Consider the following 26750-nt stretch of genomic DNA (forward strand, 5'->3'; position numbering starts at 1 on the left):
ATTATCTTGGCATTCTTTATCTAGCTTTGTTGCAACTTTTTATTTAGAACACTTTTAAAAGTTAAAAAACCCAGGGTTTTATTCTAAACAATTATTAATTCACCATTATTTTATATTAAAAAAGCTTCGTTTACCAAAACGAAGCTTTTTTTCTGCTTTTAAATTAAGAATCTGACAATGCATGTCTTACACCTTCAAAATCCAACGAAAGCTGTTCGCCCGTGATTAGATTTTTGAGAGAAAAAGTATTCGAAGCCAATTCCTGCTCTCCTACAATTACTGCAAATGGAATCCCTCTTTTATCAGCATGTTGAAACTGCTTTGCCACTTTAGCATTATCAGGATACATTTCTACTTTAATGCCTGAATTCCTTAATTCTTTTATCGCTTTCATCGCATAAAAAGCTTCTTTTTCACCATAATTGATAAAAAGCGCTTTAGAAGTTGCCGTAACTGTTTCCGGAAATAAATTGAGTTCCTCTACAACCAAATAAATTCGGTCTAATCCAAAAGAAATTCCCACTCCACTCATGTTTTTCAATCCGAAAATCCCGGTCAAGTCATCGTACCTTCCACCGCCGCCAATGGATCCCATTGCTACCGATTTTGGTGGAGCCACTTCAAAAATAGCACCTGTATAATAATTTAATCCTCGGGCCAAGGTTACATCCAAGTCTAAAATTGCTGTTGACAATCCTAGTTCCGTAACGTTGTCACAAATAAAACGCAGCTCTTCAACTCCTTTCATTCCTTCCTGTGATTCTTCAAGCAAAACCGAAAGCTGGTTTATTTTCTCCGAAATAGTTCCTGTGAAATTAAACAACGGTTGTACTTTCAGAATCGCATCTTCCGAAATTCCTTTCTCGATCATTTCTTTTTTTACGCCGTCCTCGCCAATTTTATCCAGCTTGTCCAGCGCTACTGTAAAATCAATCAATTTATCCGAAGCACCGATTACTTCCGCGATTCCGGATAATATTTTCCTGTTATTGATTTTGATGGTTACACCTTCTAAACCCAAAGTGGAAAAAACCGTATCATATAATTGTACCAATTCTACTTCTTGCCACAACGATTTCGAACCTACCACATCCGCATCACATTGAAAAAACTCTCTGAAACGTCCTTTTTGCGGACGATCTGCCCTCCAAACGGGTTGGATTTGGTATCTCTTGAACGGAAATTCAATATCATTTTGGTGTTGCACCACGTAACGCGCAAACGGGACGGTTAAATCGTAACGCAATGCTTTCTCAGAAATACTCGCTGTTAGTTTTGTGCTGTCTTTATTTTCCAAGTGCGTGGCGTTGGCTTTCACCAAATAATCTCCGGAATTTAATATTTTGAAAATCAAACGATCGCCTTCTTCCCCATATTTTCCCATCAGGGTTTCGGAATTTTCAAATGAAGGTGTTTCTATGGGTTGGAATCCGAATTTCTCGAAATTACTTTTTATAATCTGAATGATATAGTGACGTTTTGCCACCTCTGCAGGTGAAAAATCTCTGGTTCCTTTTGGAATGCTCGGTTTTGATGCCATTTTTTGATTATTGGATTTTAGATTTTTAGATTTAGGAATTCTTGAAAAACTCCAAATTCTAATTCTTTGCAAATATCTTATTTTTAAAATAAATCTGTTTACAAATTTTATCATTTTATTACCAGATGCCTAGCCCAGATTGCAGCAAAAATAGGGAAGTGAAAAATAACATTGTTTTCTTGCCTGAAAGAGCGACCAAAGGAAGCTCCTTTTAGGCAATTAAAAACAAATTATTTTCACTGACAGGTTGTAGCGAAAAGCTGGAAATAGCTCCTAAAAAATAAATTAGGATTTTTGAAAAGGAAATTTGTAACAAAAATTGTATTTTCGTGTCAAACGTATATGATGTTAAAATTATTCAAAGAAAATATTCGCATTGCACTAGGTTCTATCAGAACGCAATTGTTGCGAACGGTTCTTACGGTGATGATTATCGCTATAGGAATCACGGCTTTAGTCAGTATTCTTACGGTTGTTTCGGCACTTGAAAATACAATTTCCTCCGATTTTGCATCGATGGGAGCCAATACCTTCAACATTAAACAATACGAAAACACGACTAGAAATCGTGGCGGAGGCGAGCGCGAAATAATAAATCCTATTGTTTCGTATCCTGAAGCTGTAGCTTTCAAAAACAAATACAAATATCCTTTTACGGAAACTTCGCTTTCGTTTACCGCTACTTCTGGTGCTGAAGTAAAATTTGAATCTTCAAAAACGGATCCAGAAAATACAATTGTAGGTGTCGATGAATTTTTCATGACTAATTCTGGTTTAGAAACCAGTGCTGGACGAAATTTTACAGGATTCGATATTGACAACAATGCCTATGTGTGTGTTGTAGGTTCTGATTTTGAAAAAGGATTATTAAAAGATGTGAATCCCATTGATAAAATAATTTCAATCAGAGGAGCTAAATTTAAGGTTATTGGTGTGTTAAAAGAGAAAGGATCAACTTTTGGGAACAGCCAGGATTTACGGGTTTTAATTCCGATACAATTAGCACGTTCCTTATTTACGGCGCCTAATATCAATTATACGGTAAGTGTTATGGTTGGCAAAAAAGAATTGCTGGACCAAGCCATTGACAATGCTAACAGCACAATGCGCAGGGTTCGTAAATTAAGTCCCGTTGAAGACAATAATTTTGGAATCGTCCGCAGTGACGACTTAATTAACCGAATTTTAGGCATCACACAATATTTGGGACTTGCTTCTTGGTTGATAGGCATTATCACCGTTCTGGGTTCTTCTATCGCTTTAATGAATATTATGATTGTCTCGGTAACGGAACGTACTCGAGAAATCGGGGTCAGAAAAGCATTGGGAGCCAAAAAAACGACTATAGCTATTCAGTTTTTCATAGAAACATTGCTAATTGGTCAATTAGGCGGATTAGTGGGAATCATTTTTGGAATCCTAATTGGATTTGGTATTGCAACTGCAATGGATTTTGCATTCGTAATTCCGTGGGGAGCTATAATAGCAGCTTTCATCACCAGTTTCATCGTAGCCATTGCTTCCGGATTATATCCTGCCATCAAAGCCGCTGTATTAGATCCAATTGAAGCGTTGCGTTACGAATAATAGTAGTGTTCAAAATCATTGCATGAAATTTTTCAGGAAAAAAATTTGGGCGTGACCCTATTAAAAAAATGGGCTAATTAACTTGTATAGATAATTAGCCCATTTTCTTAATACGGTCTGGTCATACACGTTACAAGGTAACTAGCTCCTACCCCTCACGCAAACCACCTAAAACCAGAAATTTTAGAGGTATACAACCAAAATTAAATAAGATTCGCTTCGTTCCTAGCGATGACAACTAATCATGCGGTCATTCCCGTAAATATCCTTGCGCAATTCGATGTTTTTGAAATTCATTTTTTCGAGTAAATCAATCATTTCTTTTCCCAAATATTGATTGATTTCAAAATACAACTGACTATTTTCAGAACCATTTTTATGAGCTAATTCGGTTATTTTTTTGTAAAAAATTAATGCGTCGTTGTCCGCTACAAAAAGTGCCAAATGCGGTTCATTGTTCAAAACATTTTTCTTGATTTCCTCCTTTTCTAAATTCCTAACATAGGGCGGATTAGACACAATAACATCAAATTGTTGCCCTAAATCTTCTGTTTCAAGAATGTTCTGGTGGATAAAAGTGACGTTTACTTCATTTATTTCGGCATTTCTTTTGGCTGTAGCCAAAGCTTTTTCCGAAATATCAATCGCAAAAACCTGAGCATTTGGAAGATTCTTCGCCAATGAAATAGCGATGCAACCACTTCCTGTTCCAATATCAAGAATACGGATTTTTTTATTTTCTCCTTTTGACTTTTGACTTTCTAAAATCCATTCAACTAATTCTTCGGTCTCTGGTCTTGGAATTAAAACATTTTCATTGACTTCAAAATCCAAACCATAAAAACTGGTTTTTCCCAAAAGATATTGAATCGGAATCTCCTGTTTCAATTGTTCTAAAATCGAGTTCCATACTATAATATCAGCTTCTGAAAAAACTAAATCAGGATGTAAAGCCAAGTCAATTCTTTTTAATTGCTGTTTGTCCTCTAGAACCAAATAAAAAAAGCTCTCGGCCTCATCTGCATCGTAAATGGGTGTAAGTTGCTGAATAAACTGGCTTCTGTATTCTTTTATTTTCATTTTATAGTGGTATCGATGCTATGAATCAATTCGGCAATTCAACTTTTAAAACTTAAAGCTCTTTTAGCATCCAAACGGGACAACTAACATGACCGGTGCTTCCCATAGGGCCGGAAATATATTCAAAACCTGTCTTTTTGTATAATTTTTGTGCATCAAGCATAAATGGCATCGTTTCCAAATAGCATTTTTCGAAACCAAAATTCCGAGCACTTTGGATACAGACTTCCATCATTTCAGTTCCAATTCCAATTCCGCGTGTTTCAGGCAAGAAATACATTTTCTGCAATTCGCAAATGCTATCCGCCTCGTTTGCAAGTGGAGCAATTCCGGCTACACCTACAATTCTTCCGTTGTTCTCCACAACATAATAAACGGATTTTGGTTTATTGTACTCTTCATACATTAAATCCAAATACGGATCTTCATAAGCTGTCCCTACTTTTGGAATATCCAATTCATCAAAAACAGCACGAATTAATTGTGCAACTTCAGTATTGTCCTCTTTATTTATTTTTCTGATAATGTAGTTTTCCATTTTTTCAAAATCTGATTATACCTGCAAAAATAGAAATTGTTTACTATTATTTTGAAAAGTTTCAAACAAATCCAGACTCGCTTCCGAAGTTTCGATACGGGATTGGGGCTAACCTCAAAAATTACTACTTTTGTAATGTGAAAATACATGAAAAATACATAAAACGGTGCATTGAATTAGCCAAAAATGGTTTGGGAACAACGTATCCAAATCCCTTGGTAGGCAGTGTTATCGTTTATAACGATAGAATTATTGGCGAAGGCTGGCATAAAAAATCAGGAGAACCACATGCCGAAGTCAATGCTGTAAATTCCGTAAAGGACAAATCATTATTGAACAAAGCCACGATTTATGTGAGCCTCGAGCCGTGCAGTCATTTTGGAAAAACGCCTCCATGTTGTGATTTGATTATCAAAAATAAAATTCCAAATGTAGTCATAGGAACAGTAGATCCTAATGTAAAAGTAGCTGGAAACGGGATTAAAAAACTGATTGAAGCCGGAATACATGTCACCGTAGGCATCCTTGAAGAGGAATGTCATGAACTCAATAAAAGATTCTTTACTTTTCACGATAAAAAAAGGCCTTATATCATCTTGAAATGGGCCGAAAGTCAAGATGGATTTATTGCACCCAATGAAAAATTAGAAAAAAAACCGGTGTGGATTACCAATACTTACTCGAGACAATTGGTACACAAATGGCGTACGGAAGAACAGGCTATTTTTGTAGGAACCCAAACAGTTATTGATGACAATCCAAAACTAGATGCCAGAGACTGGTATGGAAACAATCCAATTCGAGTGGTTTTAGACCAAAATAACAGAATCCCAAAAGACAATCATATCCTTGATAATCAAGTTAAAACTATCCTATTTTCCAGATTTGAAACGGCTGTTGAAAAAGAAAATAGTATCTTTGAAACAATCGATTTTGAAAAAAATGTAGCGCAGCAAGTTATTCAATCGTTGTATAAACATAACATTCAATCCGTAATTATTGAGGGCGGAAGACAAACGATACAAACTTTTATTGATGCCAATCTTTGGGACGAGGCACGAATATTTATTGGAAAAGTCCAATTCAAAAATGGAATCAAGGCGCCTAATCTTGTTAATAAACAGTTCGAAAAACATTTGATTTGTGCTGACGAACTTATAATTTCTAGAAACCATGATTAATACTATAATATTTGATTTTGGAGATGTATTTATCAATTTAGATAAGCAAGCCACCATTAATGCTTTTGAAAAATTAGGATTAAAGGAATGGAATGAAGATCTAGATTTTTTGAATAAACAGTTTGAAACTGGGCAAATTTCCCGTGAAAACTTTCTTTTTGGCATTCAAAAACACATTCCCACTGCCAGCATAAAAGAAATATTGTCCGCCTGGAACGCGATACTTCTTGACTTTCCGTTGTATCGATTAGAATTTCTGCAAATGCTTTCTGAGAAATACCGTCTTTTCTTATTATCCAATACGGATGCAATTCACATCGAAAATTTCGAGCAAACGCATGGAGTTTCATTTTACAGGGATTTTTATCAATGTTTTGAAAAAGTTTATTTTTCATTTGAACTTGGCTTGAGAAAACCAAATCCTGAAACATTCAATCATTTGATAAACAACCATGAATTAGCTCCCAAACGCACATTATTTGTGGATGATAAAAAAGAGAATACAGATGCTGCACTCGCATTAGGATTTGAAGTTTGGAATTTACAAGTAGGAGAAGAAGATGTAATCAATTTACTGGACAAAAAGATAATTTGACAGCAATTACCTCAGCGATATAATTCTCATTTAAGTTTCACTCCCTTTTGTATTCAAATTGAAAGACACCTACCACACTATTGAAATCCCATCCGAGCAAATTCTATTTAAAGAAAAAAACAGCAAGTTTTTTGGTTATGCGTATCCAATCAAAACTGATGAAGAAGTAAAACCACTCCTCGAAATTTTGCGAAAGCAGCATCCTAATGCAGGACATTTTTGTTATGCCTACCAAATGGGCAGTGATGCGATAATTTACAGAGCAAATGATGACGGAGAACCAAGTAATAGTGCAGGAATGCCTATTTATGGACAAATTCAGTCCTTTTCGGTTACAAATGTATTGATAGTTGTGGTTCGGATATTTGGTGGAGTAAAATTAGGAGTTGGCGGATTGATTTCGGCTTATAAAACTACTGCGCAAATGGTTCTTGAAAGCTGCAACATTGTCGAAAAAACAATAGATATTCATTTTGAAATCACTTTTGATTACAAAAACATGAATAAAGTGATGCGCGTAATCAAGGAAAAAAAACTGGAAATTGTATCTCAGGAAATGGAAATAGATGAAATTACGACTCTTCCAATGGGTAAAATTGAACTAAAAACACGAAAAAAAAATGCCGAAATGATATTCGACATTTTCAATTCGATGTTTGAAATCAAAATAAATCGGCTTTAATTTCATTACAAAATTGCCTCTTTGGTAATTTATTCCATTGTTTTTAACAATTCCAAAATATAATCTGGAGGAGCCGTTGGACGACCCGTTTTTAAGGACACAAAAACCAGAATAAATTGGGCTGTTGTTAATAACTCATTCGACTCATTATAAATTGCGCAATCAAATTCAATCTTCACAGAAGTCTGACTTTTGAAAACCGTATGAACCGTCAGCAACTCATCATAGCGAGCTGATTTTTTATAATTTATATTCATGGAAACTATAGGCAACGCAATACCGCTTTCCTCCATGCTTTTATATGAAATCCCTTTGTTTCTAAGCCATTCCACCCTTCCTATTTCAAAATATGGAATATAATTCCCATGATAAACAACTCCCATTTGGTCTGTTTCGGAGTATCGAACCCTAACTTCTATTTGATGATCTTTCATTAATTATGAATTAAAAATTTAAACTTTGAACGGTGCCTTACAACAATAATTCGTAAAATTATTACCCTATATATTTTTTTTTACAGAAATTTGTTCACATATTTGTTACCCCGATAATAAATAACAAAACATCTTTTTTTTAGTAAGATAACAATTACCAATTAAAAACAATTTTATAGAATATATGAACAAAACTGCTCAATCAGTATGGGAAAACTGTTTGTCTTTCATAAAAGACAACATCCAAGACCAAGCGTACAAAACTTGGTTCGAACCAATCAAATCAGTTGAACTTACCGATAACGCATTATATATTCAAGTTCCAAGTAAATTTTTCTACGAATGGTTGGAAGAGCACTATGTAAAATTACTAAAAGTAGCCCTTACCAAAGAACTTGGAAAAAACGCTAAGTTACTTTATAAAATCAGAATGGAAAACACTTATGGCAATAAACAACCGTTTACGGAACAGTTGCCAAGTGCGAATAGAGTTCCTATGAAACCGCAGGAAGTTGATGCTCCATTTAAAAACTTAAACCCAGAATTAAAAAATCCTTTTGTTATTCCGGGGATTCGAAATCTAAAAATTGAATCACAATTAAATGCAAATTACAGTTTTGATAATTTTTTAGAAGGAGACTCCAATAGATTAGCACGTTCTGCAGGTATGGCTGTTGCCAATAAACCGGGTGGAACTTCGTTTAATCCTTTGTTGATTTTTGGAGGAGTTGGTCTTGGAAAAACACACTTAGCACATGCTATTGGTGTTGAAATAAAAGACAAATATCCTGAAAAAACGGTTTTATACATTTCTGCAGAAATTTTCACTCAACAATACATAGACTCGGTTAAGAAAAACAACCGAAATGATTTTATTCATTTTTATCAATTAATTGATGTTTTAATCATTGATGACGTACAATTCCTTTCCGGTAAATCTGGAACTCAGGATGTATTTTTCCATATCTTTAATTATTTACATCAAAATGGCAAACAGGTAATCTTGACTTCTGATAAGGCGCCTGTTGATATGCAAGATATTGAACAACGTTTATTATCCCGTTTCAAATGGGGATTGTCTGCAGAATTGCACCAACCGGATTATGAAACCAGAATTTCAATCCTGAAAAACATATTATACAGAGATGGTGTTGAAATCCCTGAAGAAATTATTGAATACGTAGCCCGCAATATCAAATCCAATGTTAGAGAACTCGAAGGAGCTATCATTTCATTAATAGCGCAATCGTCTTTCAATAAAAAAGAAGTGACACTGGAATTGGCTAAAAGTGTTGTGGAAAAGTTTGTGAAAAATGTAAAACGAGAAATTTCCATCGATTATATTCAAAAAATTGTCTCGGATTATTTCCAATTGGATTTAGAAACATTGCAGTCAAAAACAAGAAAAAGACACGTAGTACAAGCTCGTCAATTAGCCATGTTTTTTGCAAAGAAATTTACTAAAGCTTCTTTGGCTAATATTGGTTCCCAAATTGGAGATCGCGACCACGCAACGGTGTTACATGCATGTAAAACTGTTGACAATTTAGTGGCAACTGACAAACAATTCAAAAAGTTTGTAGAAGATATCAATAAAAAATTAACGTTGTAAACGCATCATGTCCGTAAAAATTCTAATGGTTTGTTTGGGAAATATTTGCCGTTCTCCATTGGCAGAAGGCATTTTGGCTTCAAAACTTCCTAAAGAAAAATTCACAGTTGATTCCGCAGGAACTGGCTCTTGGCATATTGGCCATTCACCTGATGAACGTTCTATTGCTGTTGCAAAAAAGAATAAAATCAGTATTTCAAATCAAAAAGGACGACAATTCAGCACAACTGACTTTGACTCCTTTGATTACATCTACGTGATGGATAATTCCAATTATGAAGATGTGGTTAAGCTTGCTGAAAACCAACAACAAAAAGAAAAAGTTGAACTTATTTTGAATGAATTATTTCCAAACGAAAAAGTAGATGTTCCAGATCCTTATTTTGGCTTACCTAATGGTTTCGAAATTGTTTACAACATGTTAGATGAAGTTTGCGAGATAATTGCAAAAAAACTAATAGCGAAGCACGCATAATTTTTCCGTGAAAAATTACTTTGGGTTTATAACACAATCCTGACCACGCCATAATACAAACACATCACTTTTAGGAACATAAATTACACCTATGAAACCAAACGCTGTTTTAGGAAAACTCTATTTAATCCCTACCACAATGGGCGATTGCGATCCTATGGATGTTTTGCCACAAACCATAAAAAGAAGTATTGACCTCATTGATTATTATATTGTTGAAAATGACAAGACGGCAAGAAAATCTATTAAAGAAGTCGATCCTGATAAGAAGCAATCCGAGTTGAAGCTTTTTGTTTTGAACAAACACACTGAAACTAAAGAACATTTAGACTTCATAAAACCTTTATTGGAAGGCTACAATATGGGTTTAATGAGCGAAGCGGGATGTCCCGGAGTGGCTGATCCTGGAGCTGTAATTGTAAAATTAGCCCATGAAAAAGGAATTCAAGTTATTCCTTTGGTTGGTCCTTCTTCTATTCTTTTGGCAATGATGGCATCAGGAATGAACGGACAAAGTTTTACATTTCATGGTTATTTACCTATTGAAAAAGATGAAAAGAAAGCCAGTTTTAAAACGTTAGAAAGAGTCTCTTTTGAAAAAAACCAGTCTCAAATTTTCATCGAAACTCCGTATCGCAACAACAAATTACTGGAAGATTTAGTGCAAACTTTACATCCCGAAACGCATTTATGCATCGCCACGGACATTACCTTGCCTACAGAATATATCAAAACCAAAAAAATTGCGGCTTGGAAAAAAGAAACCATCGATTTACACAAGCGTCCCACGATTTTCATCATTCACAAGATGTAAATTCGAAATGTTTTTTATTAATATTAAAGAACGAAATCAATAAAAATGATCGAACTTACAATTCGCTACAACAATAGTAAACTTTAAATTTTTTGACTCAAGAGAGTTAATAAAAGATAAAACAGTAGTTCTAATCATTAATTCTAATTATAAAAACCTATTTTTATAATTAGAATTAATGATTTTTTTTATGAGTAAACTTCCAAATATCAGCACGAGTATTTTTACGGTTATGTCAAAAATGGCTGCTGAATATAATGCCATCAATCTTTCTCAAGGTTTTCCAAACTTTCCAATTGATGAACGATTAACAGCAATTGTTGCCAAACTGGCCAAAGAAAATGTACATCAATACACGCCAATGTCTGGCTATCCACCGTTATTATCAAAAATAGCGGTATTAATTCAGAACTCTTATCAAAGAACAATTCAGCCTGAAACAGAATTGCTAGTTACCGCTGGAGCAACACAAGGCATTTTTACCACTATAACAGCTTTGGTAAAAAGCAATGACGAAGTGATTATCTTGGATCCAAGTTATGATTGCTATGAGGCGCCCGTATTATTATGCAACGCAAATCCGGTTCGGGTAGCACTGAATGATGATTACACTCCAAATTGGGAAACTATCGAAAAAGCGTGTACTACAAAAACTAAAATGATTATCATCAATAATCCGCATAATCCAACGGGGAAAATTTTAACAGAATCTGATTTTGAAGCCTTGGAAATACTGCTCGAAAAATATCCGGATATCGTACTTCTTTCTGATGAAGTCTACGAATACATCACTTTCGAGGAGAAACATATTTCAGCTCATACACGCGATAAACTATTAAATCGTTGTGTGAGGGTTTCTTCTTTTGGAAAATCATTCCATGTTACGGGATGGAAAATTGGTTATTTAGTAGCACCAGAATATTTGATGAATGAAATCAAAAAAGTACATCAATTTTTAGTTTTTAGCGTCAATAGCATTTGTCAGGTTGCCATTAGCGAATATTTAGATATTGTTTCTGTTTCTGAAATCGGGAAATTATATCAGGAAAAACGGAATTATTTCAGGCAATTATTAAAAGACAGCCGCTTCAAACTTATGCCCTGTGAAGGAACTTATTTTCAAGTGGTTTCGTATGCAGCTATATCAAATGAGAATGATGTTGATTTTTGCAAACGCCTCATTATAGAACATGGCGTAGCTGCAATTCCTATCTCTACTTTTTATACCGATGGAAAAGACCTGAAATTAATTCGATTTTGCTTCGCCAAAGACAATGCTACGCTTGAAGAAGCCGCTAAAAGATTGTGTGCCATCTAAAATCAGAATTGAAATTTATTTTTATTATGCATGCATACTATTTAATTTTATTATATTTACAATAAAAAAATATCGAAATATGAGCTATACAGATAAAATGTTACGCGACGATGCCCTAAAAGGCAAAGTGATTGTCGTAACCGGAGGCGGAAGCGGTTTAGGAAAAGCAATGACCAAATATTTCTTGGAATTGGGTGCGCAAGTGGCCATTACTTCCCGAGATTTAGAAAAACTGAAAAATACTGCTGCAGAACTGGAAACGGAAACCGGCGGAACTTGTCTACCAATTCAGTGTGATGTGCGTCATTATGAAGAAGTGGAAAATATGCTTCAAGAAGTTTTGAAAGCTTTTGGCAAGGTAGATGTTTTACTCAATAATGCTGCCGGAAACTTTATTTCTCCAACCGAAAGATTATCTGCTAATGCTTTTGATACTGTAATTGATATCGTTTTAAAAGGATCCAAAAACTGTACCCTAGCTTTTGGAAAACATTGGATTGACACCAAACAAAAATCATCTACCATTTTGAATATTGTTACAACTTATGCTTGGACAGGTTCTGCTTACGTGGTACCTAGCGCTACTGCAAAAGCAGGAGTTTTGGCAATGACACGAAGTCTCGCGGTAGAGTGGGCAAAATACGGAATTCGTTCGAATGCAATTGCTCCTGGACCGTTCCCAACTAAAGGTGCGTGGGACCGATTGTTACCTGGAGATTTAGCAGAAAAATTTGATATGGCTAAAAAAGTGCCATTAAAACGTGTGGGAGATCATCAGGAATTAGCCAATCTAGCGGCTTATTTAGTTTCTGATTTTTCAGCATATATCAACGGTGATGTCATAACAATTGATGGTGGTGAATGGTTGAAAGGGGCTGGACAGTTCAATTTACTTGAAGCAATTCCAGAAGAACTTTGGGATCAGTTGGAAATGATGATTAAAGCAAAAAAGAATAAATAATAGTTTTATATAAAATAAAAAGAGAGTCATTCACATGGCTCTCTTTTTGTTTCTGCTACTATTTAGTATTTCCTAAGGCAAGTAGAATTTCACTTTTCAGTAAACCACTTCCACCTCCATAATGCTGAACAATCCTAATATTTGGGTTTTTATTTTTGAAAAAAGCACACAATTCAGCTTCACTTTCTTCCTGAATTCCGGAACCCAACAATACAAGTGAAAAATCTTTTTTTAGAAAAATTTCCTTCGCTTCCTCATCATTCATAACGCCTACTCCATTCCAATTCTCGTTTGCATTTATCAATCGGACTACAGTTGCCAAAATTTCGGGATGTCTTCCTATGTATAAAATATTTGTGGTTCCCATCATTTCATCTTTAAAAAAACACAAACTTCAAATGAAATAATTCATTTGAAGTTTGTGTTTGTTTACTTTAAAATTATTGTTGTAAAAATTGCAATTCGATGTTCAAACGAACTTCTTCGCTTACTAAAACACCTCCTGTTTCAAGAGCCGAATTCCAGTTTAATCCCCAATCTTTTCTGTTGATTTTTCCTTCTAATGCAAGAGCCATTTTGGTATTTCCCCATGGATCTTTCATTAATCCTCCATAATCAGCAGCTAATTTCACTGATTTTGTAACGCCGTGTAATGTTAAATCACCAACCAATTCATATTCGCCTTCATTAATTTTGGTAAAAGAAGTAGCACTAAATTTAATTTCTGGAAACTGAGCAGCATCAAAAAAATCAGCACTCAATAAATGAGTATCTCTATCTGCGTTTCCTGTTGTTATAGAATCAATTGCTCCTGTAAATTCTATTTTCGAGTTTTCTAAATTGCTATCTTCTGCTTCAATCGTTGCATCAAATTTTGAAAATTTACCTGAAACATTAGTAAACATCATGTGCTTTACTTTAAAACCAATTTCTGAGTGTGTTGGGTCAATTACCCATTTTGTTGTTGACATAATTTTGATATTTATTAGTTATTTTTATTATTTATTAGATTACAATTGCATTGGAACCTCCATCAATAGGATCTCTGCTTTAGCTGAATTAGCGGTAATTTTAATTGAATTTGTGTCCCAAATCCCTAATCCGTCACGTTCATTTAAAGCGATGTTTCCTATTCTAAAATCACCTTTTAAAACAAAAGCATAAATTCCATTTCCCGGTTTTTTCAATTCGTACGAAGTAGAAAAATCCTTGTCAAACTTCCCAATATGAAACCAAGCATCTTGATGAATCCAAACCCCTTCGTCTTCTGGATTTGGCGACAAAATTTGCTGTAATTTATTGTGACGATCATTTAAATCTAAAGTAATTTGGTCATAACGAGGCGTTACATTTTTTTTATTTGGATAAATCCAAATCTGTAAAAATTTAACCAACTGATCTTTGTTTTTATTGTACTCGCTATGAAAAATTCCGGTACCAGCGCTCATCGCCTGAATATCACCTTCCTTGATTACGGTAGTATTTCCCATACTGTCTTGGTGTTCTAAATCACCTTCGAGCGGAATAGAAATAATTTCCATGTTATCATGTGGATGTTTCCCAAAACCCATTCCTTGGCTGACTCTGTCATCATTTAGAACGCGTAAGACTCCAAAATTCATACGTTCTGGATTTTGATAATTGGCAAAACTAAAGGTATGATAGGATTCTAACCAACCATGATTAGCGTGACCGCGAGTATTTGCTTTATGCAAAACGGAATGAGTAATTATGCCGTCTTTTATTTTATCTGTATTTTCCATTGTCTTGATCTTTAATATTATAATACAAAGTTGCGTCAAAAAAAAAGCGCTCGCATTGAACTAGGACAAGAAATGAAAAAAACTAGAATTTAAAGTTTAGCGATTTTAGTTCTTATTTTACTAAGAAACTCAGCTGAAATTCCCAGATAAGAAGCAATATAATGCTGGGCAACGCGCTGTGAAAGTGTGGGATAATATTCGAGAAACTCTAAATATTTCTCGGTTGCCGATTTAGAAATCGTATTAAATAAACGGTCTTGTGTAACGGCAAGACTTCGTTGCATCAGAATACGGAAAGCACGTTCAAACTTTGGGGCTTTCGAAAATAATTCCTCTTTTGTTTCAGGGCTAAACATAAAAAATTCACAATCTTCTAATGTTTCAATGTACACTCTACTAGGATTATCTTCATAAATACTAAAAGATATATCACTCACCCAAGCATTTTCGATGGCAAATTGCAGAATTACTTCTAAACCATTAGCGTCAATATAATATTTTCGGACACAGCCTTTGATGACAAAAGCTTCAAAATTGCACATTTCGCCTTCATGAAGTAAAATCGTTTTCTTAGAAACCGTTTTATGTTCCAATAAAGAATTGAAAATTTCTAATTCTTTTGGTTCAAAAGTGACATACCGACTTATGTTTTTATTGATTTGTGAATACAATGTTTTAAATTTTAGAAACTAAAGATAGAAAAATGTCAATTAATAACCCCTAAATAAATATAGCAATTTAGCAATATTTCTTAAAAAAAGAAAAACTGCTCCCGATTAAATTCCTATTTTTGTTCCGATAAAAACATAACAAAAAATTTATGCTCATTATAGGAATTGCAGGTGGTACAGGAAGCGGAAAAACAACCGTTGTACATCAGATTATGAATGAATTACCACAAACTGAAGTTGGTATTATTTCTCAAGACTCATATTACAAAGAAAATCACGGACTATCATTTGATGAAAGAGCATTAATTAATTTTGATCATCCTCGTGCCATTGATTTCCCGTTATTAGTGGCTCATCTCAAGGAATTAAAAGAAGGAAACAACATCCATCAACCCGTTTATTCCTTTGTCACACACAACAGAACGGACGATACCGTTTTTACACATCCTCGAAAAGTGATGATTGTCGAAGGAATTTTAATCCTTGCAAATCCAGAATTAAGAGAATTATTTGATGTAAAAATATACGTTCACGCCGATTCTGACGAGCGATTAATCCGACGGATGAAACGAGATATCGCGGAACGTGGCCGTGATATGAATGAAGTAATCAACAGATACCAAACAACATTGAAGCCAATGCATGAGCAGTTCATTGAACCAACCAAAGCATTTGCCGACATCATAATACCAAACGACAAATACAATACCGTAGCCATTGATGTGGTTCGTGCGGTAATAAATCAAAAAATTCTATAATTTAGTTGTAATTTTAATGCAATAATTATTACGAGCTATTTCCCGTCTCGTCCTGAAAACGAGATTGCAATCTTTTAGTAGGTGAATCTTCCTTCGTCAGAATCACCTACTAAAAGGATTTCCAGTTTAATCGGGGCTAAAAAAAATAAAATGACAAATCCGTATAAAGACAAATCTTGGTTTAAATTCCTGAGTAACAAATACGTTTGGGTTTTGTGTTTTTTTTGCGTTTGGATGATTTTCTTGGACAATTATTCTTACTTCGGTCATCGTATTTTGGATCAGCAAATTGAAGATTTAGAAGATAACGCAACCTATTATAAAGAAGAAATAAAAAAGGATCAGGAAAACATCAAGCAATTAAAAAATTCAGAACAAATAGAAAAATACGCCCGCGAAAAATACTATATGAAAAAAGATAGTGAAGATATTTATATCATCGAATTCGAAGGTGACACGATTGAAAAAAAATAAATAATTAAAATATTAATTATTCAAAACCATAATTTAATCAACCACAAAATGGCTACAAACCTTTTCGATGATTTCAATCCCATTTCCTCCAAACAATGGAAACAAAAAATCCAATTTGAACTCAAAGGTGCGGATTATAATGAAACCTTAGTTTGGAATTCTCCGGAAGACATTCAGGTAAAACCTTTTTATCACAAAGATGAATTCACTAAAGCTTTTCCTGTTTCTACAAAAGCAACTGAATTCAAAATTTGTCAAAATATATTTGTTTACGATGTTGAAAAATCAATAGAAAGAGCGCGCGACACATTGAGTCGTGGTGCGGATAGTATTCGGTTTACAATAGAAAACGAATCAATTGATATTACTAATCTTTTGGAGCAATTACCATTAGAAAAAGTTACCGTTTATTTTAATCTTGCATTTATTTCAATCGATTTCGTTAAAAAAATTGATGCTTTCGCAAAAAAAAATAATACTGTTATTTTTTGCAATCTGGATCCAATTGGACAATTAGCCAAAGACGGAAACTGGTTTACAACTAACGAAAAAAGTAATTTTGATACCCTGAATTTACTTTCGGAAGAAACAAAATCAGTGTCATTAATCAGTATAAATGCTGCTTTGTATCAAAATGCAGGTGCCAATATGGTGCAGCAAATTGCTTATAGTTTAGGACAAGCCAATGAATATTTCAATCGAATTGAAACCATAAACCAACCTATTGTTTTTGAAGTAGCCGTTGGTACAAATTACTTTTTCGAAATTGCAAAACTACGTGCGTTGCGATTACTTTTTAATCTGATAGCCAAGGAATACAACCACAATTTAGATTGTAACATTATTGTTTCGCCAACCAAACGAAACAAAACATTATACGATTATAATGTAAATATGTTGCGTACCACAACTGAATGTATGAGTGCAATTATTGGCGGAGCAGATGCTATTGCGAATTTACCGTACGATGCCTTATACCATAAAGACAATGAATTTGGCGACCGAATTGCCCGAAATCAATTGTTGATTCTTAAAAACGAAAGTTACTTTGACAAAGTCAATAATCCAGCTGACGGAAGTTATTATATCGAAAATCTCACCAATCAATTAGCCGAAAAAGCATTGGCTTTGTTCAAAGATATAGAGGCAAATGGCGGTTTCCTGAAACAACTTAATGACGGAATCATCAAAAGGAAAATTCAGGAAAGTGCTGACACAGCTCAGGAATTATTTGATTCTGGGAAAGAAATTCTATTAGGCACAAACAAACATCCTAATAAACAGGACAAAATGAAACATGATTTAGAATTGTTTCCTTTTGTAAAAGTCAAACCAAGAAAAACCTTGATTACACCAATAATCGAAAAACGTCTAGCAGAGAAAATAGAACAGGAAAGATTAGATCTTGAATAACATCCGGAAATTTCGGTTAATCAAAATTAAAAAATTCATCAGCATTCGTGTAATTTGGTACTAAACAAATGAAAAGAAAAAATTTACAACATATAAAATTAGAGAGCACAGCGTTGAAAGTGGAGGATGAAAAGTCTTTGGCTGAAGATTTTCTAACCGCAGAAGGAATCGAACTAAAACCAACCTATTCAGAACAAGATATTGAGCATCTTACTCATCTTGATTTTGGAGCTGGTTTTGCACCAAATTTACGCGGACCTTACGCCACAATGTACGTCCGCAGACCTTGGACTGTGCGTCAATACGCCGGATTTTCAACAGCCGAAGAAAGTAATGCTTTTTACAGAAGAAATTTGGCTGCGGGTCAAAAAGGACTTTCCATCGCTTTTGATTTACCTACACACCGTGGGTATGATTCGGATCATGAACGAGTTGTTGGCGATGTAGGAAAAGCGGGAGTTGCAATTGATTCCGTGGAAGATATGAAAGTATTATTCGACCAAATTCCGCTGGATGAGATGTCCGTTTCTATGACGATGAATGGCGCTGTTTTACCTATTATGGCTTTCTATATTGTCGCTGCCGAAGAACAAGGCGTAAAACCCGAGCTACTATCCGGTACGATACAAAATGACATTTTGAAAGAGTTCATGGTGCGTAACACGTATATTTATCCGCCAACGCCTTCGATGAAAATCATTGCGGATATTTTTGAATTTACCAGTAATAAAATGCCGAAATTCAACTCGATTTCAATTTCTGGATATCACATGCAAGAAGCCGGAGCAACTGCTGATATTGAATTGGCTTACACACTGGCCGATGGATTGGAATACATTAGAACTGGATTAGCGACCGGAATGAAAATTGATGAATTTGCTCCAAGATTATCCTTTTTCTGGGCGATTGGAATGAACCATTTTATGGAAATTGCCAAAATGCGTGCGGGAAGAATGATATGGGCGAAACTGGTCAAACAATTTGAACCAAAAGATGACAAATCATTAGCCTTGCGAACCCATTGTCAAACTTCGGGTTGGAGTTTAACGGAGCAAGATCCTTTCAATAATGTGGCACGAACCTGTATTGAAGCAGCCGCAGCTGCTTTTGGAGGAACGCAATCTTTGCATACCAATGCTTTGGACGAAGCCATTGCTTTACCAACAGATTTCTCGGCTAGAATTGCCAGAAACACGCAACTATATTTACAAGAAGAAACTAAAATCACCAAAACCGTCGATCCTTGGGCCGGCAGTTACTACGTAGAAAGTTTAACGAATGAGCTTGCAGAAAATGCTTGGAAACTTATCAAGGAAGTTGAAGAGCTAGGCGGAATGACCAAAGCCATTGAATCTGGAATTCCAAAACTTAGAATTGAGGAAGCGGCAGCAAGAAAACAAGCCAGAATAGACAGCGGACAGGATATTATTGTGGGTGTCAATCAATACCGATTAGAAAAAGAAGATCCTTTACAGATTTTGGATGTGGATAACCAAATGGTCCGCAAGCAACAACTGGAACAATTAGACCGAATCAAAGCAACCAGAGATTCTGAAAAAGTTCAGGAGTCACTGAAAAAATTAATCCTTTGTGCTCAAACTGGTGAAGGGAATTTACTGGAAATTGCCGTTGAAGCAGCTCGAAACCGAACTACACTAGGAGAAATCAGTGACGCACTGGAAACGGTTTTTGGAAGATACAAAGCACAAATTAAATCCTTTAGCGGTGTGTATAGTAAAGAAATAAAAGACGATAAAAGTTTTGAAAAAGCAAAACAACTGGCAGATGAATTCGCTAAAAAAGAAGGACGTCGCCCACGAATCATGATTGCCAAAATGGGACAAGACGGACACGATCGTGGTGCAAAAGTTGTGGCTACCGGTTATGCCGATGTAGGTTTTGATGTTGATATTGGCCCACTTTTTCAAACGCCAGCCGAAGCTGCCAAACAAGCAGTAGAAAACGACGTGCATATTTTAGGAGTTTCCTCTCTTGCCGCAGGACACAAAACATTGGTACCTCAAGTAATCGAAGAGCTTAAAAAGTACGGCCGGGAAGATATTATGGTAGTTGTAGGCGGAGTAATTCCGGCACAAGATTATCAATTTTTATTTGATGCTGGTGCTGTTGCCGTATTTGGACCCGGTACAAAAATTAGCGAAGCAGCTATTAAAATATTAGAAATTTTAATGGGAAGTTTCGAGTAAAAATAACTCATAAAAATTTTATACATACAAAGCATCAGCCGAAAGGTTGATGCTTTTTTTTGTTAAAACAATGAAAATAAATCATTTAAATCTTATTAAAAAAAATTGAAATTCTATCCTTTTATTAACATTGTTTATGGAATACGTTAACAGTCAGACCTTTAAAAAATAGGTAAATTTACATATACTTGTGATAATTTACATTTTAAATCATTGATAAACAGATAATTAAATATTTCAAAAAAAAAGGGGAAGAAAAGACAAGCCTTAGCATTCATTAGCGTAATACAAGTATTAAAACTCATTAATTAATTTAAAACTAAATATTATGAAATCACTTATTATTATCATTCTTTTAAGTTTTTCTTTCACAGCATTGGCTCAGGTGACGGAGAAAGGAAAAATCAAAATTGAGGAACTGCCTGGTGTAGTCATTAAAAGGGTTGGAACTGATTTTTCAGTTTATATCCCCGATAATAATCCGGATCAAAGGGTCAAAATGGTGGAAGAAAAATTCATCGCTTATGATTTAGGAAAAGATGCAGAGGGTTATGAAGAATATCTTGTGGTAATGGAAGCAAAAAACGGCTCTTTGACCGCTACTTATAATGAAAACGGAAAATTAGTACGCGTGGTAGAAAATTTTAAAAACGTAAGACTTCCCAGTGAAGTTATTTACTCCATTTACAGAACGTATCCTGGCTATTCTATTGTCAATGACAGTTTTTTATACACACAAGAGGACGGAGACATCATCAAGAAACAGTATAATGTTAAAATCAAAAAGGATAAGGAAGTCGTAAAATTATTAGTACGTCCAAATGGAGAAATTCTTAAAGCAAAATAATCCATTTATAATTAAACGGAAAGAGGCTGTCAAATTCATGACAGCCTCTTTTTTATTTAGCAGTAAAAATGATTAAATATTTTTCACTTTTGCATTGATATCGGCAACGATGAAAGAGGTATCATAACCTCCAAACATTTTCATATAAGATCGTATGGAACTTCCGTAAGCATCTCTAAAATTACGTTTTCCCTTGTGTTTAAAATATTTTTTAACAGATCCTGCGCCTCCTAAATGTGCCGCAGCTAAGATACCGGATTCTGTGATTTGAATGCCGTTTAATATTGTGCCCTCGTATTTTTCAATTTCCGTTTTCAACTCCCATTTATTTTTTGCTAAAAGCGCTAAAAATGCTTTTTCCTGCAATTCAGGACTATTCAAAAAAGCGGAGCGATTGTAAATACCAACTGATTTTAATGTTTCTATACCAAACTGGTATTTACCCATATAACCAAGAGAATTGATTTTTTTATATTTATTTTCAGATTCTCTATATCCGATGGCTTCTTTAAATCCAATAAAGAAGTTTCCGGTATAAGGGATGTTTAAATTAGTGTATTCTTCTTGTTCTTCCGATGGATATAAGTAGTGTGTTCCATCTTCTTCATTGATGAGAAACCATGGGTTGGTTTCTAAATTAAAAGGTCTAAAACCTGAGCTCAAAAAAACTGTAATTACAGTCAAACTTGCATAAAAATACCATTTCTTTATCATAAATTGTTTTTCTTCAAAACGCTGTCCCGTTATGAAATTTCTACGCGCAAAGATACAACAAAAATAATTATACTGATAATCAAGTAGTTAAACTTTTCTAAAAATAGATAAAGTGGTATTTTACCTCGTTGAAACGCACAAATTCGATGGTTGGTGCAGGAATTTTAACGGTATTAAAAACCGAAAAAACGGTCTTTAAAAAATGAGAATTGGTCTTAATTTTTGTTAAATCGACATCCAAACTAAGGTAAAATTGTCTAAATCGCCGTGGATTCGAAGCTAAAAAAGTGGCTGGATTTTCAGTTCTTCCAGTAATCATTCCTTCTGCTCCATAACCCAATGCTAAATTCAGCCATTTTGGTATTTTAGAGCCTTTTGCAAAAGAATGTAAATTAACCGAAAGCCAATACGTTTGTCCGTTATAATCTTTTAAAATTTGCTCCGAGAAGGAACTACCCAATACTTCCGGTCGTTCACTTGCATATTTAGTAGTATGAAAAGAGAATTTTGGTGTAATCCGTTGTTCGTGCCACATTAACTCTTGGGAAACGTACATAGCGGTTCCAGTAGCATTAGCAATTATATCGCCAGAAGAAGCGCCCCATTCAGAGGAATAACCGTCTAAAACCTCAACAGCGGTCAGAAATGCAAATCCGAGTCCAGCGCCGTAAAGCAACTGATTTTTTTTAGTAGCACCGCTCCACTGTAGCATTTCGGCACCAAACCGACCTAAATGATACGATGAAAATACATGGCCGGCTTTATCCATTTGAAGCCAATCAGAATTATCATTAATAAAATGAAAATCAGATTTAGGATAATCGGCGTACCAAAGTTGGTTCAAACCTGCTAAAGTTCCGGTCGCCAAAACAGCCTCCGAAATAATCACTGAATTTTGTCTTTTCCTATTTAAAGAATCGGACGGTTTAAAAAAGCTTTCTGCAGTATTTTGAGAATTTCCAATTTGAAATCCAATTAAGCATAAAAAAAGCAAAAGTGTTTTGTATCTCAAAACTATCTTTTCACTCCTTGACTGTTGATCCAATCGGAATATTTTTTGGCGTTTTTATTGTGTTCTTCTAAGGTCGCAGCAAACTCATGGTATCCAAAACGTTCCACACTGGCACAGAAATAGATAAAATTATTTTTCTCAGGATCTAAAACAGCTTCTAATGCGGTGATATCTGGCATAGCGATAGGTCCAGGAGGAAGACCCAAATTCATATACGTATTATACGGATGCGCCATCGTCAAATCATTGTAGAAAACTCTCTTAATAACCTGATTAAAATCATTCGATTTCTTTTTCATCGCAAAAATAACTGTTGGATCCGCTTGCAAAGGCATTCCAGCTCTCAAACGATTCAAATACACGCCTGCAATTCTTGGTCTTTCGTCTTTTTTCACGGATTCTTTATGAACAATGGAGGCCAAAATAGTAGCTTCAATTGGAGAAAGTCCTTGTTTTTGTGCTTTGGCAACTCTTTCCTTATTCCAAAAATTACGGTATTCTTTAATCATTTTATCGCGAAACTTTTCAGCGGTTGTGTTCCAATAAATCTCGTATGTATTCGGAATAAACATCACCAAAACGTTTTCTTCATTGAACCCGTTTTCCTTTAGAAAAATAGAATCTTTAAACGAATTCAATAACGATAAACTGTCGGCTTCAATTTGCGAACCTACGCGTCCCGCTAAATTTTCCACACGTTCCTGATTGTTGAAAGCTAACTTTACTGCCGAATTAAGTCGCAAAGTTTTCACCAGTTCATAACTGTTCATTCCTTTTGTCACTAAAAAACGTCCCGGAATAACATTATCAGAATATCCTCTTTTGCTGGCAACCATGTCAAATCGATCCATGTTTTCGACATAAGGTGCCATTATTTTTTTGACATCATCATATTTAGAATCCGTTGGAATATAAACATAGACTTCGTTCTCCGAAAATTTTGTGTTGGAGGAAAAAATCTGACGTAAAATAACCAATCCGTAAATCATTAATAATGATATTAAAATTACGGAAACTATAGTGATGATTTTCTTTATATTCATATGTGGTATTTTTTTATTGGAGTATTAGTATTTATAATCTTCCTTTTATCTTTAAAAGATTTGGAATTACAACTGTACTTTTTAAAATTTAGTATTAATTAATTGAAAAATAGCTTCGTCTTTGTATTTTCCGTTTACAAAAGTCCAATCTTTTTTGACGCCTATCATTTCGAATCCAAATTTAGTAAAAAGAGCTTTACTTGCTTCATTTTCGGTACCAATATTTGCATATAATTGGTGTAAATTAAGATTATAAAAAGCATATTCTATTAATAATGCCAAAGCTTCGGACCCAATATTCTGTTTTCGGTTTTCGTTATTTTGGATTACGATACCCACTCCTGCCCTGTTATTCTTTGGATCAAAATCAAATAAATCGATTAAACCTAAGGCCGGAAAATCCTGATCCTGACAAATAGCCAATCGCAATTGCTTGGCTTCATAAATATCCTGATGGGCATTTTCTAAATATTGTTTGACTAAAAATCGACTGTAAGGTGTATGTGTATTACTGACTTCCCAAATGCTCTGGTCGTTTTCTATCGCATAAACAAACTCCAAATCATTGGGTTCTAATGCACGTATATAGATGTTGTCGCCTTTTAATGTTTTCATTTTTGATTTAGAATTTATTTAAATCTCGATCGTTCCTTTAAATACAAATTCTGCTGGTCCTTTCAGGAAAACATTCGTAAATTTCCCTTCTCCTTTATCAAAAGAAACTACTAATTTTCCGCCTTCCACATTTAAATCAATGGAAGAAGAATCTGTTTTTCCCAACACATTCATCGCAATTGCTACTGCTGTAGCGCCTGTTCCGCAAGAAAGAGTTTCGTCCTCTACGCCTCTTTCGTACGTTCGTAGCGAAAAAGTGGTGTCGTCAATCTGTTTTACAAAATTGATGTTGCTTCCTGCTTTCCCGTATAAATCTCCGTATCGAATAGCGGCTCCGTTTTCCTTGACATTATAGTTTTCTAAATCGTCTACTAGTTGCACATGGTGCGGCGAACCTGTATTCATAAACACATGATCTGGACTTATTTTTACCGCATCAACATCAATCATTTGTAGTGCAACCAATCCGTCATCGCCAATTGTTGCGTGGTGTAAACCATCTGTGGCAATGAAAGTAGTTTCGTTCTCGATTACGTTCAGCTTTTTGGCGAAAGCCACTAAACAGCGTCCACCGTTGCCACACATAGAACTTTGATTTCCATCTGAGTTGTAATAGACCATTTTGAAATCGGTGGCCGTTGCGAGATTCGAAGCAATCGTGTCATTTTCCAATAAAATCAGCCCATCGCCTCCTATTCCAAAGCGTCTGTCGCATAAACGCTCAATAAGTTGTGTATTCTCTTTTGGAAAAAACTCCGAACGATTATCAATCATCACAAAATCATTTCCTGTTCCTTGGTATTTATAAAATTCTAGTTGCATTTTAATTTGTATTGAGTCCAACAAAAGTACGAACTATTAATGAAATGTTAATCATTGTTAAAGAGCGTTAAACTACATTTTCCGAATCAATTTTAGTTTTATTTTTACGAGTAAATATCTTAATAAACGAATTTAATTATGAAAAAATTTTCAACACTATTTATGGTTTCCCTGTTGAGCGGAGTAGTAACACTAGGTTCATACAAATTATTATTTGACACCAATGGATATTTTTCTAATGATAAAAATTCAGGAGTCACAACGGCATCCGATTCTTACGGAAAGAAAGTAGGATTATCATCGGATGTACTTGATTTTACTGAAGCAGCAGAAAAAACTATTCATACGGTTGTACACGTAAAAAACGTCTCCCGCAGAACGATTACAAATCCCATTTTAGAATATTTTTATGGGTATAAAGGCGGGCAATCCCAGGAACAAGTAGGAACAGGTTCTGGAGTTATCATTTCTGAAGACGGTTATATCGTAACCAATAATCACGTAATTAAAGGTGCATCAGAGATTGAAATTACCTTAAATAACAAAAAATCATATGTGGCAAAACTCATTGGAACCGATTCTAAAATGGATATTGCCTTATTGAAAATTGACGCAAACGAGAAATTACCTTATACTGTTTTTGCCAATTCTGATTCGGTGAAAGTGGGCGAATGGGTTTTGGCAGTCGGAAATCCATATAATTTGACTTCAACGGTAACCGCCGGAATTGTTTCGGCGAAAGCCAGAGATTTAGACACCAGCGGAATCCAATCTTTCATACAAACAGATGCTGCGGTAAATCCTGGAAACAGTGGTGGCGCCTTGGTCAACACGCGTGGTGAACTGATAGGAATCAACACGATGATTTCCTCTATGACCGGTTCTTATGTTGGCTATTCGTTTGCTGTTCCTTCGAATATTGCCCGAAAAATCATTGAGGATCTCATGGAATTTGGGAATGTACAACGTGGAATTCTTGGCGTTGAAGGTGGCGAATTGAACAGTATGACATCCAAAGAATTAGGAATTGGCCAAACACAGGGATTCTACATCAATAAAGTAACTAAAAATTCCGGTGCCGAAAAATCAGGATTAGGAAAAGGCGATGTCATCATCAAATTAGACGAACAAAATGTTGCTACGTTTGCGGATCTTTCCGGTTACATCAATACGAAAAGACCGAATGATAAAGTGCAGGTAACTTATATTAGAGATGGAAAAACTAGAGTGGTTCCAGTAGTGTTGAGCAAAAATGAATTTTTCAATGCGGAATTCAAAGGCATTGAGTTAGAAAACATTGAAGCTGCTGACAAGAAAAAATTCAAAATTGATTACGGTGTAAAAATCAAATCGATTACCAGCCAAAACTTGAAACAATATGAAGACGAGTTGATAGGAAATATTATTTTGAGCATTGACAATATCAAAGCTACCGATGTAGAAACGGTATCTAAACTTGTAAATAAAAAAGAGGAAAGCCAAACGGTTCGAATCGAAATGATAAATAAAAATGGAGAAGTAATGCGCGTCATTCTCTAACACGTTCGAAAAATTCACAACCTAAGCCATCTTGAAAAATCAAGGTGGTTTTTTA

The 26750-nt window shown here is 34.9% G+C and carries 28 protein-coding genes; 15 read left to right on the forward strand and 13 right to left on the reverse strand.

Annotated features, from left to right (window positions below; all coding sequences use genetic code 11):
• Positions 1-163 precede the first annotated feature (163 nt).
• Complete coding sequence (hisS, locus tag IWX80_RS02080; RefSeq protein ID WP_196851970.1) at positions 164-1540, reverse strand: histidine--tRNA ligase; 1377 nt, start codon at positions 1538-1540, stop codon at positions 164-166.
• 342 nt (positions 1541-1882) lie between these two features.
• Between hisS and IWX80_RS02085 the strand changes: the two genes are divergently transcribed.
• On the forward strand, positions 1883-3127 hold the full coding sequence (locus tag IWX80_RS02085; RefSeq protein ID WP_167400528.1) for an ABC transporter permease: 1245 nt from the start codon (positions 1883-1885) through the stop codon (positions 3125-3127).
• A gap of 225 nt (positions 3128-3352) precedes the next feature.
• On the opposite strand, the gene prmC is transcribed toward IWX80_RS02085, so the two are convergent.
• Together prmC and IWX80_RS02095 are read right to left on the reverse strand one after the other, a co-directional pair.
• The gene (gene prmC, locus IWX80_RS02090) at positions 3353-4207 is read right to left on the reverse strand and encodes a peptide chain release factor N(5)-glutamine methyltransferase (RefSeq protein ID WP_196851971.1); all 855 of its coding nucleotides are present in this window, start codon (positions 4205-4207) and stop codon (positions 3353-3355) included.
• A gap of 52 nt (positions 4208-4259) precedes the next feature.
• On the reverse strand, positions 4260-4745 hold the full coding sequence (locus IWX80_RS02095; protein ID WP_196851972.1) for a GNAT family N-acetyltransferase: 486 nt from the start codon (positions 4743-4745) through the stop codon (positions 4260-4262).
• A gap of 137 nt (positions 4746-4882) precedes the next feature.
• On the opposite strand from IWX80_RS02095, the gene ribD reads away from it, so the two are divergent.
• Genes ribD through IWX80_RS02110 form a run of 3 tightly spaced genes read left to right on the forward strand, consistent with a single transcriptional unit; the run spans position 4883 to position 7203 of the window.
• The gene (ribD, locus tag IWX80_RS02100; RefSeq protein ID WP_196851973.1) at positions 4883-5926 is read left to right on the forward strand and encodes a bifunctional diaminohydroxyphosphoribosylaminopyrimidine deaminase/5-amino-6-(5-phosphoribosylamino)uracil reductase RibD; all 1044 of its coding nucleotides are present in this window, start codon (positions 4883-4885) and stop codon (positions 5924-5926) included.
• Positions 5919-6521 carry an HAD family hydrolase gene (locus IWX80_RS02105; protein WP_196851974.1) on the forward strand — a complete coding sequence of 201 codons (603 nt, stop codon included), beginning with the start codon at positions 5919-5921 and terminating at the stop codon, positions 6519-6521. The genes ribD and IWX80_RS02105 overlap by 8 nt, the downstream gene beginning before the upstream one ends.
• Positions 6522-6579: 58 nt before the next feature.
• Positions 6580-7203, forward strand: coding sequence for an IMPACT family protein (locus IWX80_RS02110; RefSeq protein WP_196851975.1), 624 nt, complete (start codon positions 6580-6582; stop codon positions 7201-7203).
• Between the two features lie 29 nt (positions 7204-7232).
• Here the strand turns inward: IWX80_RS02110 and IWX80_RS02115 are convergent, their stop codons facing one another.
• Positions 7233-7637 (reverse strand): acyl-CoA thioesterase, encoded by a 405-nt coding sequence (locus tag IWX80_RS02115; RefSeq protein ID WP_113665296.1) that lies wholly within the window; start codon positions 7635-7637, stop codon positions 7233-7235.
• Between the two features lie 184 nt (positions 7638-7821).
• On the opposite strand from IWX80_RS02115, the gene dnaA reads away from it, so the two are divergent.
• The 5 genes from dnaA to IWX80_RS02140 all read left to right on the forward strand — a co-directional run bounded on the left by dnaA (position 7822) and on the right by IWX80_RS02140 (position 12817).
• Entirely contained in the window at positions 7822-9249 is a 1428-nt protein-coding gene (gene dnaA / locus IWX80_RS02120) for a chromosomal replication initiator protein DnaA (RefSeq protein WP_035674283.1), read from the forward strand.
• 7 nt (positions 9250-9256) lie between these two features.
• Positions 9257-9724: a low molecular weight protein-tyrosine-phosphatase gene (locus IWX80_RS02125; RefSeq protein ID WP_196851976.1), complete on the forward strand. Its 468-nt coding sequence runs from the start codon at positions 9257-9259 to the stop codon at positions 9722-9724.
• A gap of 91 nt (positions 9725-9815) precedes the next feature.
• Entirely contained in the window at positions 9816-10538 is a 723-nt protein-coding gene (locus tag IWX80_RS02130; RefSeq protein WP_196851977.1) for an SAM-dependent methyltransferase, read from the forward strand.
• 190 nt (positions 10539-10728) lie between these two features.
• A complete protein-coding gene (locus tag IWX80_RS02135; protein WP_196851978.1) occupies positions 10729-11856 on the forward strand; it encodes a methionine aminotransferase in 1128 nt (375 codons plus the stop codon).
• Positions 11857-11935: 79 nt separating this feature from the next.
• Positions 11936-12817, forward strand: coding sequence for an SDR family oxidoreductase (locus IWX80_RS02140; RefSeq protein ID WP_165151789.1), 882 nt, complete (start codon positions 11936-11938; stop codon positions 12815-12817).
• Between the two features lie 58 nt (positions 12818-12875).
• Here the strand turns inward: IWX80_RS02140 and IWX80_RS02145 are convergent, their stop codons facing one another.
• The 4 genes from IWX80_RS02145 to IWX80_RS02160 form a co-directional block, all read right to left on the reverse strand.
• A complete protein-coding gene (locus tag IWX80_RS02145) occupies positions 12876-13187 on the reverse strand; it encodes a hypothetical protein (protein ID WP_196851979.1) in 312 nt (103 codons plus the stop codon).
• Between the two features lie 70 nt (positions 13188-13257).
• Positions 13258-13788, reverse strand: a complete 531-nt coding sequence (locus IWX80_RS02150; RefSeq protein ID WP_196851980.1) for a YceI family protein — start codon at positions 13786-13788, stop codon at positions 13258-13260.
• Between the two features lie 39 nt (positions 13789-13827).
• Positions 13828-14580, reverse strand: a complete 753-nt coding sequence (locus IWX80_RS02155) for a pirin family protein (RefSeq protein ID WP_196851981.1) — start codon at positions 14578-14580, stop codon at positions 13828-13830.
• 89 nt (positions 14581-14669) lie between these two features.
• Entirely contained in the window at positions 14670-15251 is a 582-nt protein-coding gene (locus tag IWX80_RS02160) for a Crp/Fnr family transcriptional regulator (RefSeq protein ID WP_196851982.1), read from the reverse strand.
• Between the two features lie 149 nt (positions 15252-15400).
• Between IWX80_RS02160 and udk the strand changes: the two genes are divergently transcribed.
• The 5 genes from udk to IWX80_RS02185 all read left to right on the forward strand — a co-directional run bounded on the left by udk (position 15401) and on the right by IWX80_RS02185 (position 20950).
• Positions 15401-16009 (forward strand): uridine kinase, encoded by a 609-nt coding sequence (gene udk / locus IWX80_RS02165; RefSeq protein WP_121364591.1) that lies wholly within the window; start codon positions 15401-15403, stop codon positions 16007-16009.
• 150 nt (positions 16010-16159) lie between these two features.
• A complete protein-coding gene (locus IWX80_RS02170) occupies positions 16160-16483 on the forward strand; it encodes an FtsB family cell division protein (RefSeq protein ID WP_196851983.1) in 324 nt (107 codons plus the stop codon).
• 48 nt (positions 16484-16531) lie between these two features.
• Positions 16532-17896 carry a methylmalonyl-CoA mutase subunit beta gene (locus tag IWX80_RS02175; RefSeq protein WP_196851984.1) on the forward strand — a complete coding sequence of 455 codons (1365 nt, stop codon included), beginning with the start codon at positions 16532-16534 and terminating at the stop codon, positions 17894-17896.
• Positions 17897-17964: 68 nt separating this feature from the next.
• Positions 17965-20103 carry a methylmalonyl-CoA mutase gene (scpA, locus tag IWX80_RS02180; protein WP_196851985.1) on the forward strand — a complete coding sequence of 713 codons (2139 nt, stop codon included), beginning with the start codon at positions 17965-17967 and terminating at the stop codon, positions 20101-20103.
• A 328-nt stretch (positions 20104-20431) separates the two neighbouring features.
• Entirely contained in the window at positions 20432-20950 is a 519-nt protein-coding gene (locus tag IWX80_RS02185) for a hypothetical protein (protein WP_196851986.1), read from the forward strand.
• Positions 20951-21022: 72 nt separating this feature from the next.
• Here the strand turns inward: IWX80_RS02185 and IWX80_RS02190 are convergent, their stop codons facing one another.
• The 5 genes from IWX80_RS02190 to dapF all read right to left on the reverse strand — a co-directional run bounded on the left by IWX80_RS02190 (position 21023) and on the right by dapF (position 25156).
• Positions 21023-21664, reverse strand: a complete 642-nt coding sequence (locus tag IWX80_RS02190; RefSeq protein WP_196851987.1) for a peptidoglycan-binding protein LysM — start codon at positions 21662-21664, stop codon at positions 21023-21025.
• A 97-nt stretch (positions 21665-21761) separates the two neighbouring features.
• Positions 21762-22709 carry a DUF2279 domain-containing protein gene (locus tag IWX80_RS02195; RefSeq protein WP_442899812.1) on the reverse strand — a complete coding sequence of 316 codons (948 nt, stop codon included), beginning with the start codon at positions 22707-22709 and terminating at the stop codon, positions 21762-21764.
• A complete protein-coding gene (gene mltG, locus IWX80_RS02200; RefSeq protein ID WP_196851989.1) occupies positions 22679-23719 on the reverse strand; it encodes an endolytic transglycosylase MltG in 1041 nt (346 codons plus the stop codon). Before mltG ends, IWX80_RS02195 begins: the two co-directional genes overlap by 31 nt.
• Positions 23720-23800: 81 nt before the next feature.
• On the reverse strand, positions 23801-24334 hold the full coding sequence (locus IWX80_RS02205; RefSeq protein WP_113665283.1) for a GNAT family N-acetyltransferase: 534 nt from the start codon (positions 24332-24334) through the stop codon (positions 23801-23803).
• A gap of 18 nt (positions 24335-24352) precedes the next feature.
• Positions 24353-25156 (reverse strand): diaminopimelate epimerase, encoded by an 804-nt coding sequence (dapF, locus tag IWX80_RS02210; protein ID WP_196851990.1) that lies wholly within the window; start codon positions 25154-25156, stop codon positions 24353-24355.
• Between the two features lie 138 nt (positions 25157-25294).
• Here dapF and IWX80_RS02215 point away from each other — a divergent pair, with 138 nt between their 5' ends.
• On the forward strand, positions 25295-26695 hold the full coding sequence (locus tag IWX80_RS02215) for a S1C family serine protease (RefSeq protein ID WP_196851991.1): 1401 nt from the start codon (positions 25295-25297) through the stop codon (positions 26693-26695).
• Positions 26696-26750 lie beyond the last annotated feature (55 nt).

This window comes from Flavobacterium sp. CAN_S2 (genome assembly GCF_015752255.1).
Classification (GTDB): Bacteria; Bacteroidota; Bacteroidia; order Flavobacteriales; family Flavobacteriaceae; genus Flavobacterium.

Excerpts from the sequence above, each read along its gene's own strand:
- hisS (WP_196851970.1), bottom strand. The coding sequence starts at position 1,540 with ATGGCATCAAAACCGAGCATTCCAAAAGGAACCAGAGATTTTTCACCT.
- IWX80_RS02085 (WP_167400528.1), top strand. The coding sequence starts at position 1,883 with ATGATGTTAAAATTATTCAAAGAAAATATTCGCATTGCACTAGGTTCT.
- prmC (WP_196851971.1), bottom strand. The coding sequence starts at position 4,207 with ATGAAAATAAAAGAATACAGAAGCCAGTTTATTCAGCAACTTACACCC.
- IWX80_RS02095 (WP_196851972.1), bottom strand. The coding sequence starts at position 4,745 with ATGGAAAACTACATTATCAGAAAAATAAATAAAGAGGACAATACTGAA.
- IWX80_RS02105 (WP_196851974.1), top strand. The coding sequence starts at position 5,919 with ATGATTAATACTATAATATTTGATTTTGGAGATGTATTTATCAATTTA.
- IWX80_RS02115 (WP_113665296.1), bottom strand. The coding sequence starts at position 7,637 with ATGAAAGATCATCAAATAGAAGTTAGGGTTCGATACTCCGAAACAGAC.
- dnaA (WP_035674283.1), top strand. The coding sequence starts at position 7,822 with ATGAACAAAACTGCTCAATCAGTATGGGAAAACTGTTTGTCTTTCATA.
- IWX80_RS02125 (WP_196851976.1), top strand. The coding sequence starts at position 9,257 with ATGTCCGTAAAAATTCTAATGGTTTGTTTGGGAAATATTTGCCGTTCT.
- IWX80_RS02130 (WP_196851977.1), top strand. The coding sequence starts at position 9,816 with ATGAAACCAAACGCTGTTTTAGGAAAACTCTATTTAATCCCTACCACA.
- IWX80_RS02135 (WP_196851978.1), top strand. The coding sequence starts at position 10,729 with ATGAGTAAACTTCCAAATATCAGCACGAGTATTTTTACGGTTATGTCA.
- IWX80_RS02140 (WP_165151789.1), top strand. The coding sequence starts at position 11,936 with ATGAGCTATACAGATAAAATGTTACGCGACGATGCCCTAAAAGGCAAA.
- IWX80_RS02145 (WP_196851979.1), bottom strand. The coding sequence starts at position 13,187 with ATGATGGGAACCACAAATATTTTATACATAGGAAGACATCCCGAAATT.
- IWX80_RS02150 (WP_196851980.1), bottom strand. The coding sequence starts at position 13,788 with ATGTCAACAACAAAATGGGTAATTGACCCAACACACTCAGAAATTGGT.
- IWX80_RS02155 (WP_196851981.1), bottom strand. The coding sequence starts at position 14,580 with ATGGAAAATACAGATAAAATAAAAGACGGCATAATTACTCATTCCGTT.
- udk (WP_121364591.1), top strand. The coding sequence starts at position 15,401 with ATGCTCATTATAGGAATTGCAGGTGGTACAGGAAGCGGAAAAACAACC.
- IWX80_RS02170 (WP_196851983.1), top strand. The coding sequence starts at position 16,160 with ATGACAAATCCGTATAAAGACAAATCTTGGTTTAAATTCCTGAGTAAC.
- IWX80_RS02175 (WP_196851984.1), top strand. The coding sequence starts at position 16,532 with ATGGCTACAAACCTTTTCGATGATTTCAATCCCATTTCCTCCAAACAA.
- scpA (WP_196851985.1), top strand. The coding sequence starts at position 17,965 with ATGAAAAGAAAAAATTTACAACATATAAAATTAGAGAGCACAGCGTTG.
- IWX80_RS02185 (WP_196851986.1), top strand. The coding sequence starts at position 20,432 with ATGAAATCACTTATTATTATCATTCTTTTAAGTTTTTCTTTCACAGCA.
- IWX80_RS02190 (WP_196851987.1), bottom strand. The coding sequence starts at position 21,664 with ATGATAAAGAAATGGTATTTTTATGCAAGTTTGACTGTAATTACAGTT.
- mltG (WP_196851989.1), bottom strand. The coding sequence starts at position 23,719 with ATGAATATAAAGAAAATCATCACTATAGTTTCCGTAATTTTAATATCA.
- IWX80_RS02205 (WP_113665283.1), bottom strand. The coding sequence starts at position 24,334 with ATGAAAACATTAAAAGGCGACAACATCTATATACGTGCATTAGAACCC.
- dapF (WP_196851990.1), bottom strand. The coding sequence starts at position 25,156 with ATGCAACTAGAATTTTATAAATACCAAGGAACAGGAAATGATTTTGTG.
- IWX80_RS02215 (WP_196851991.1), top strand. The coding sequence starts at position 25,295 with ATGAAAAAATTTTCAACACTATTTATGGTTTCCCTGTTGAGCGGAGTA.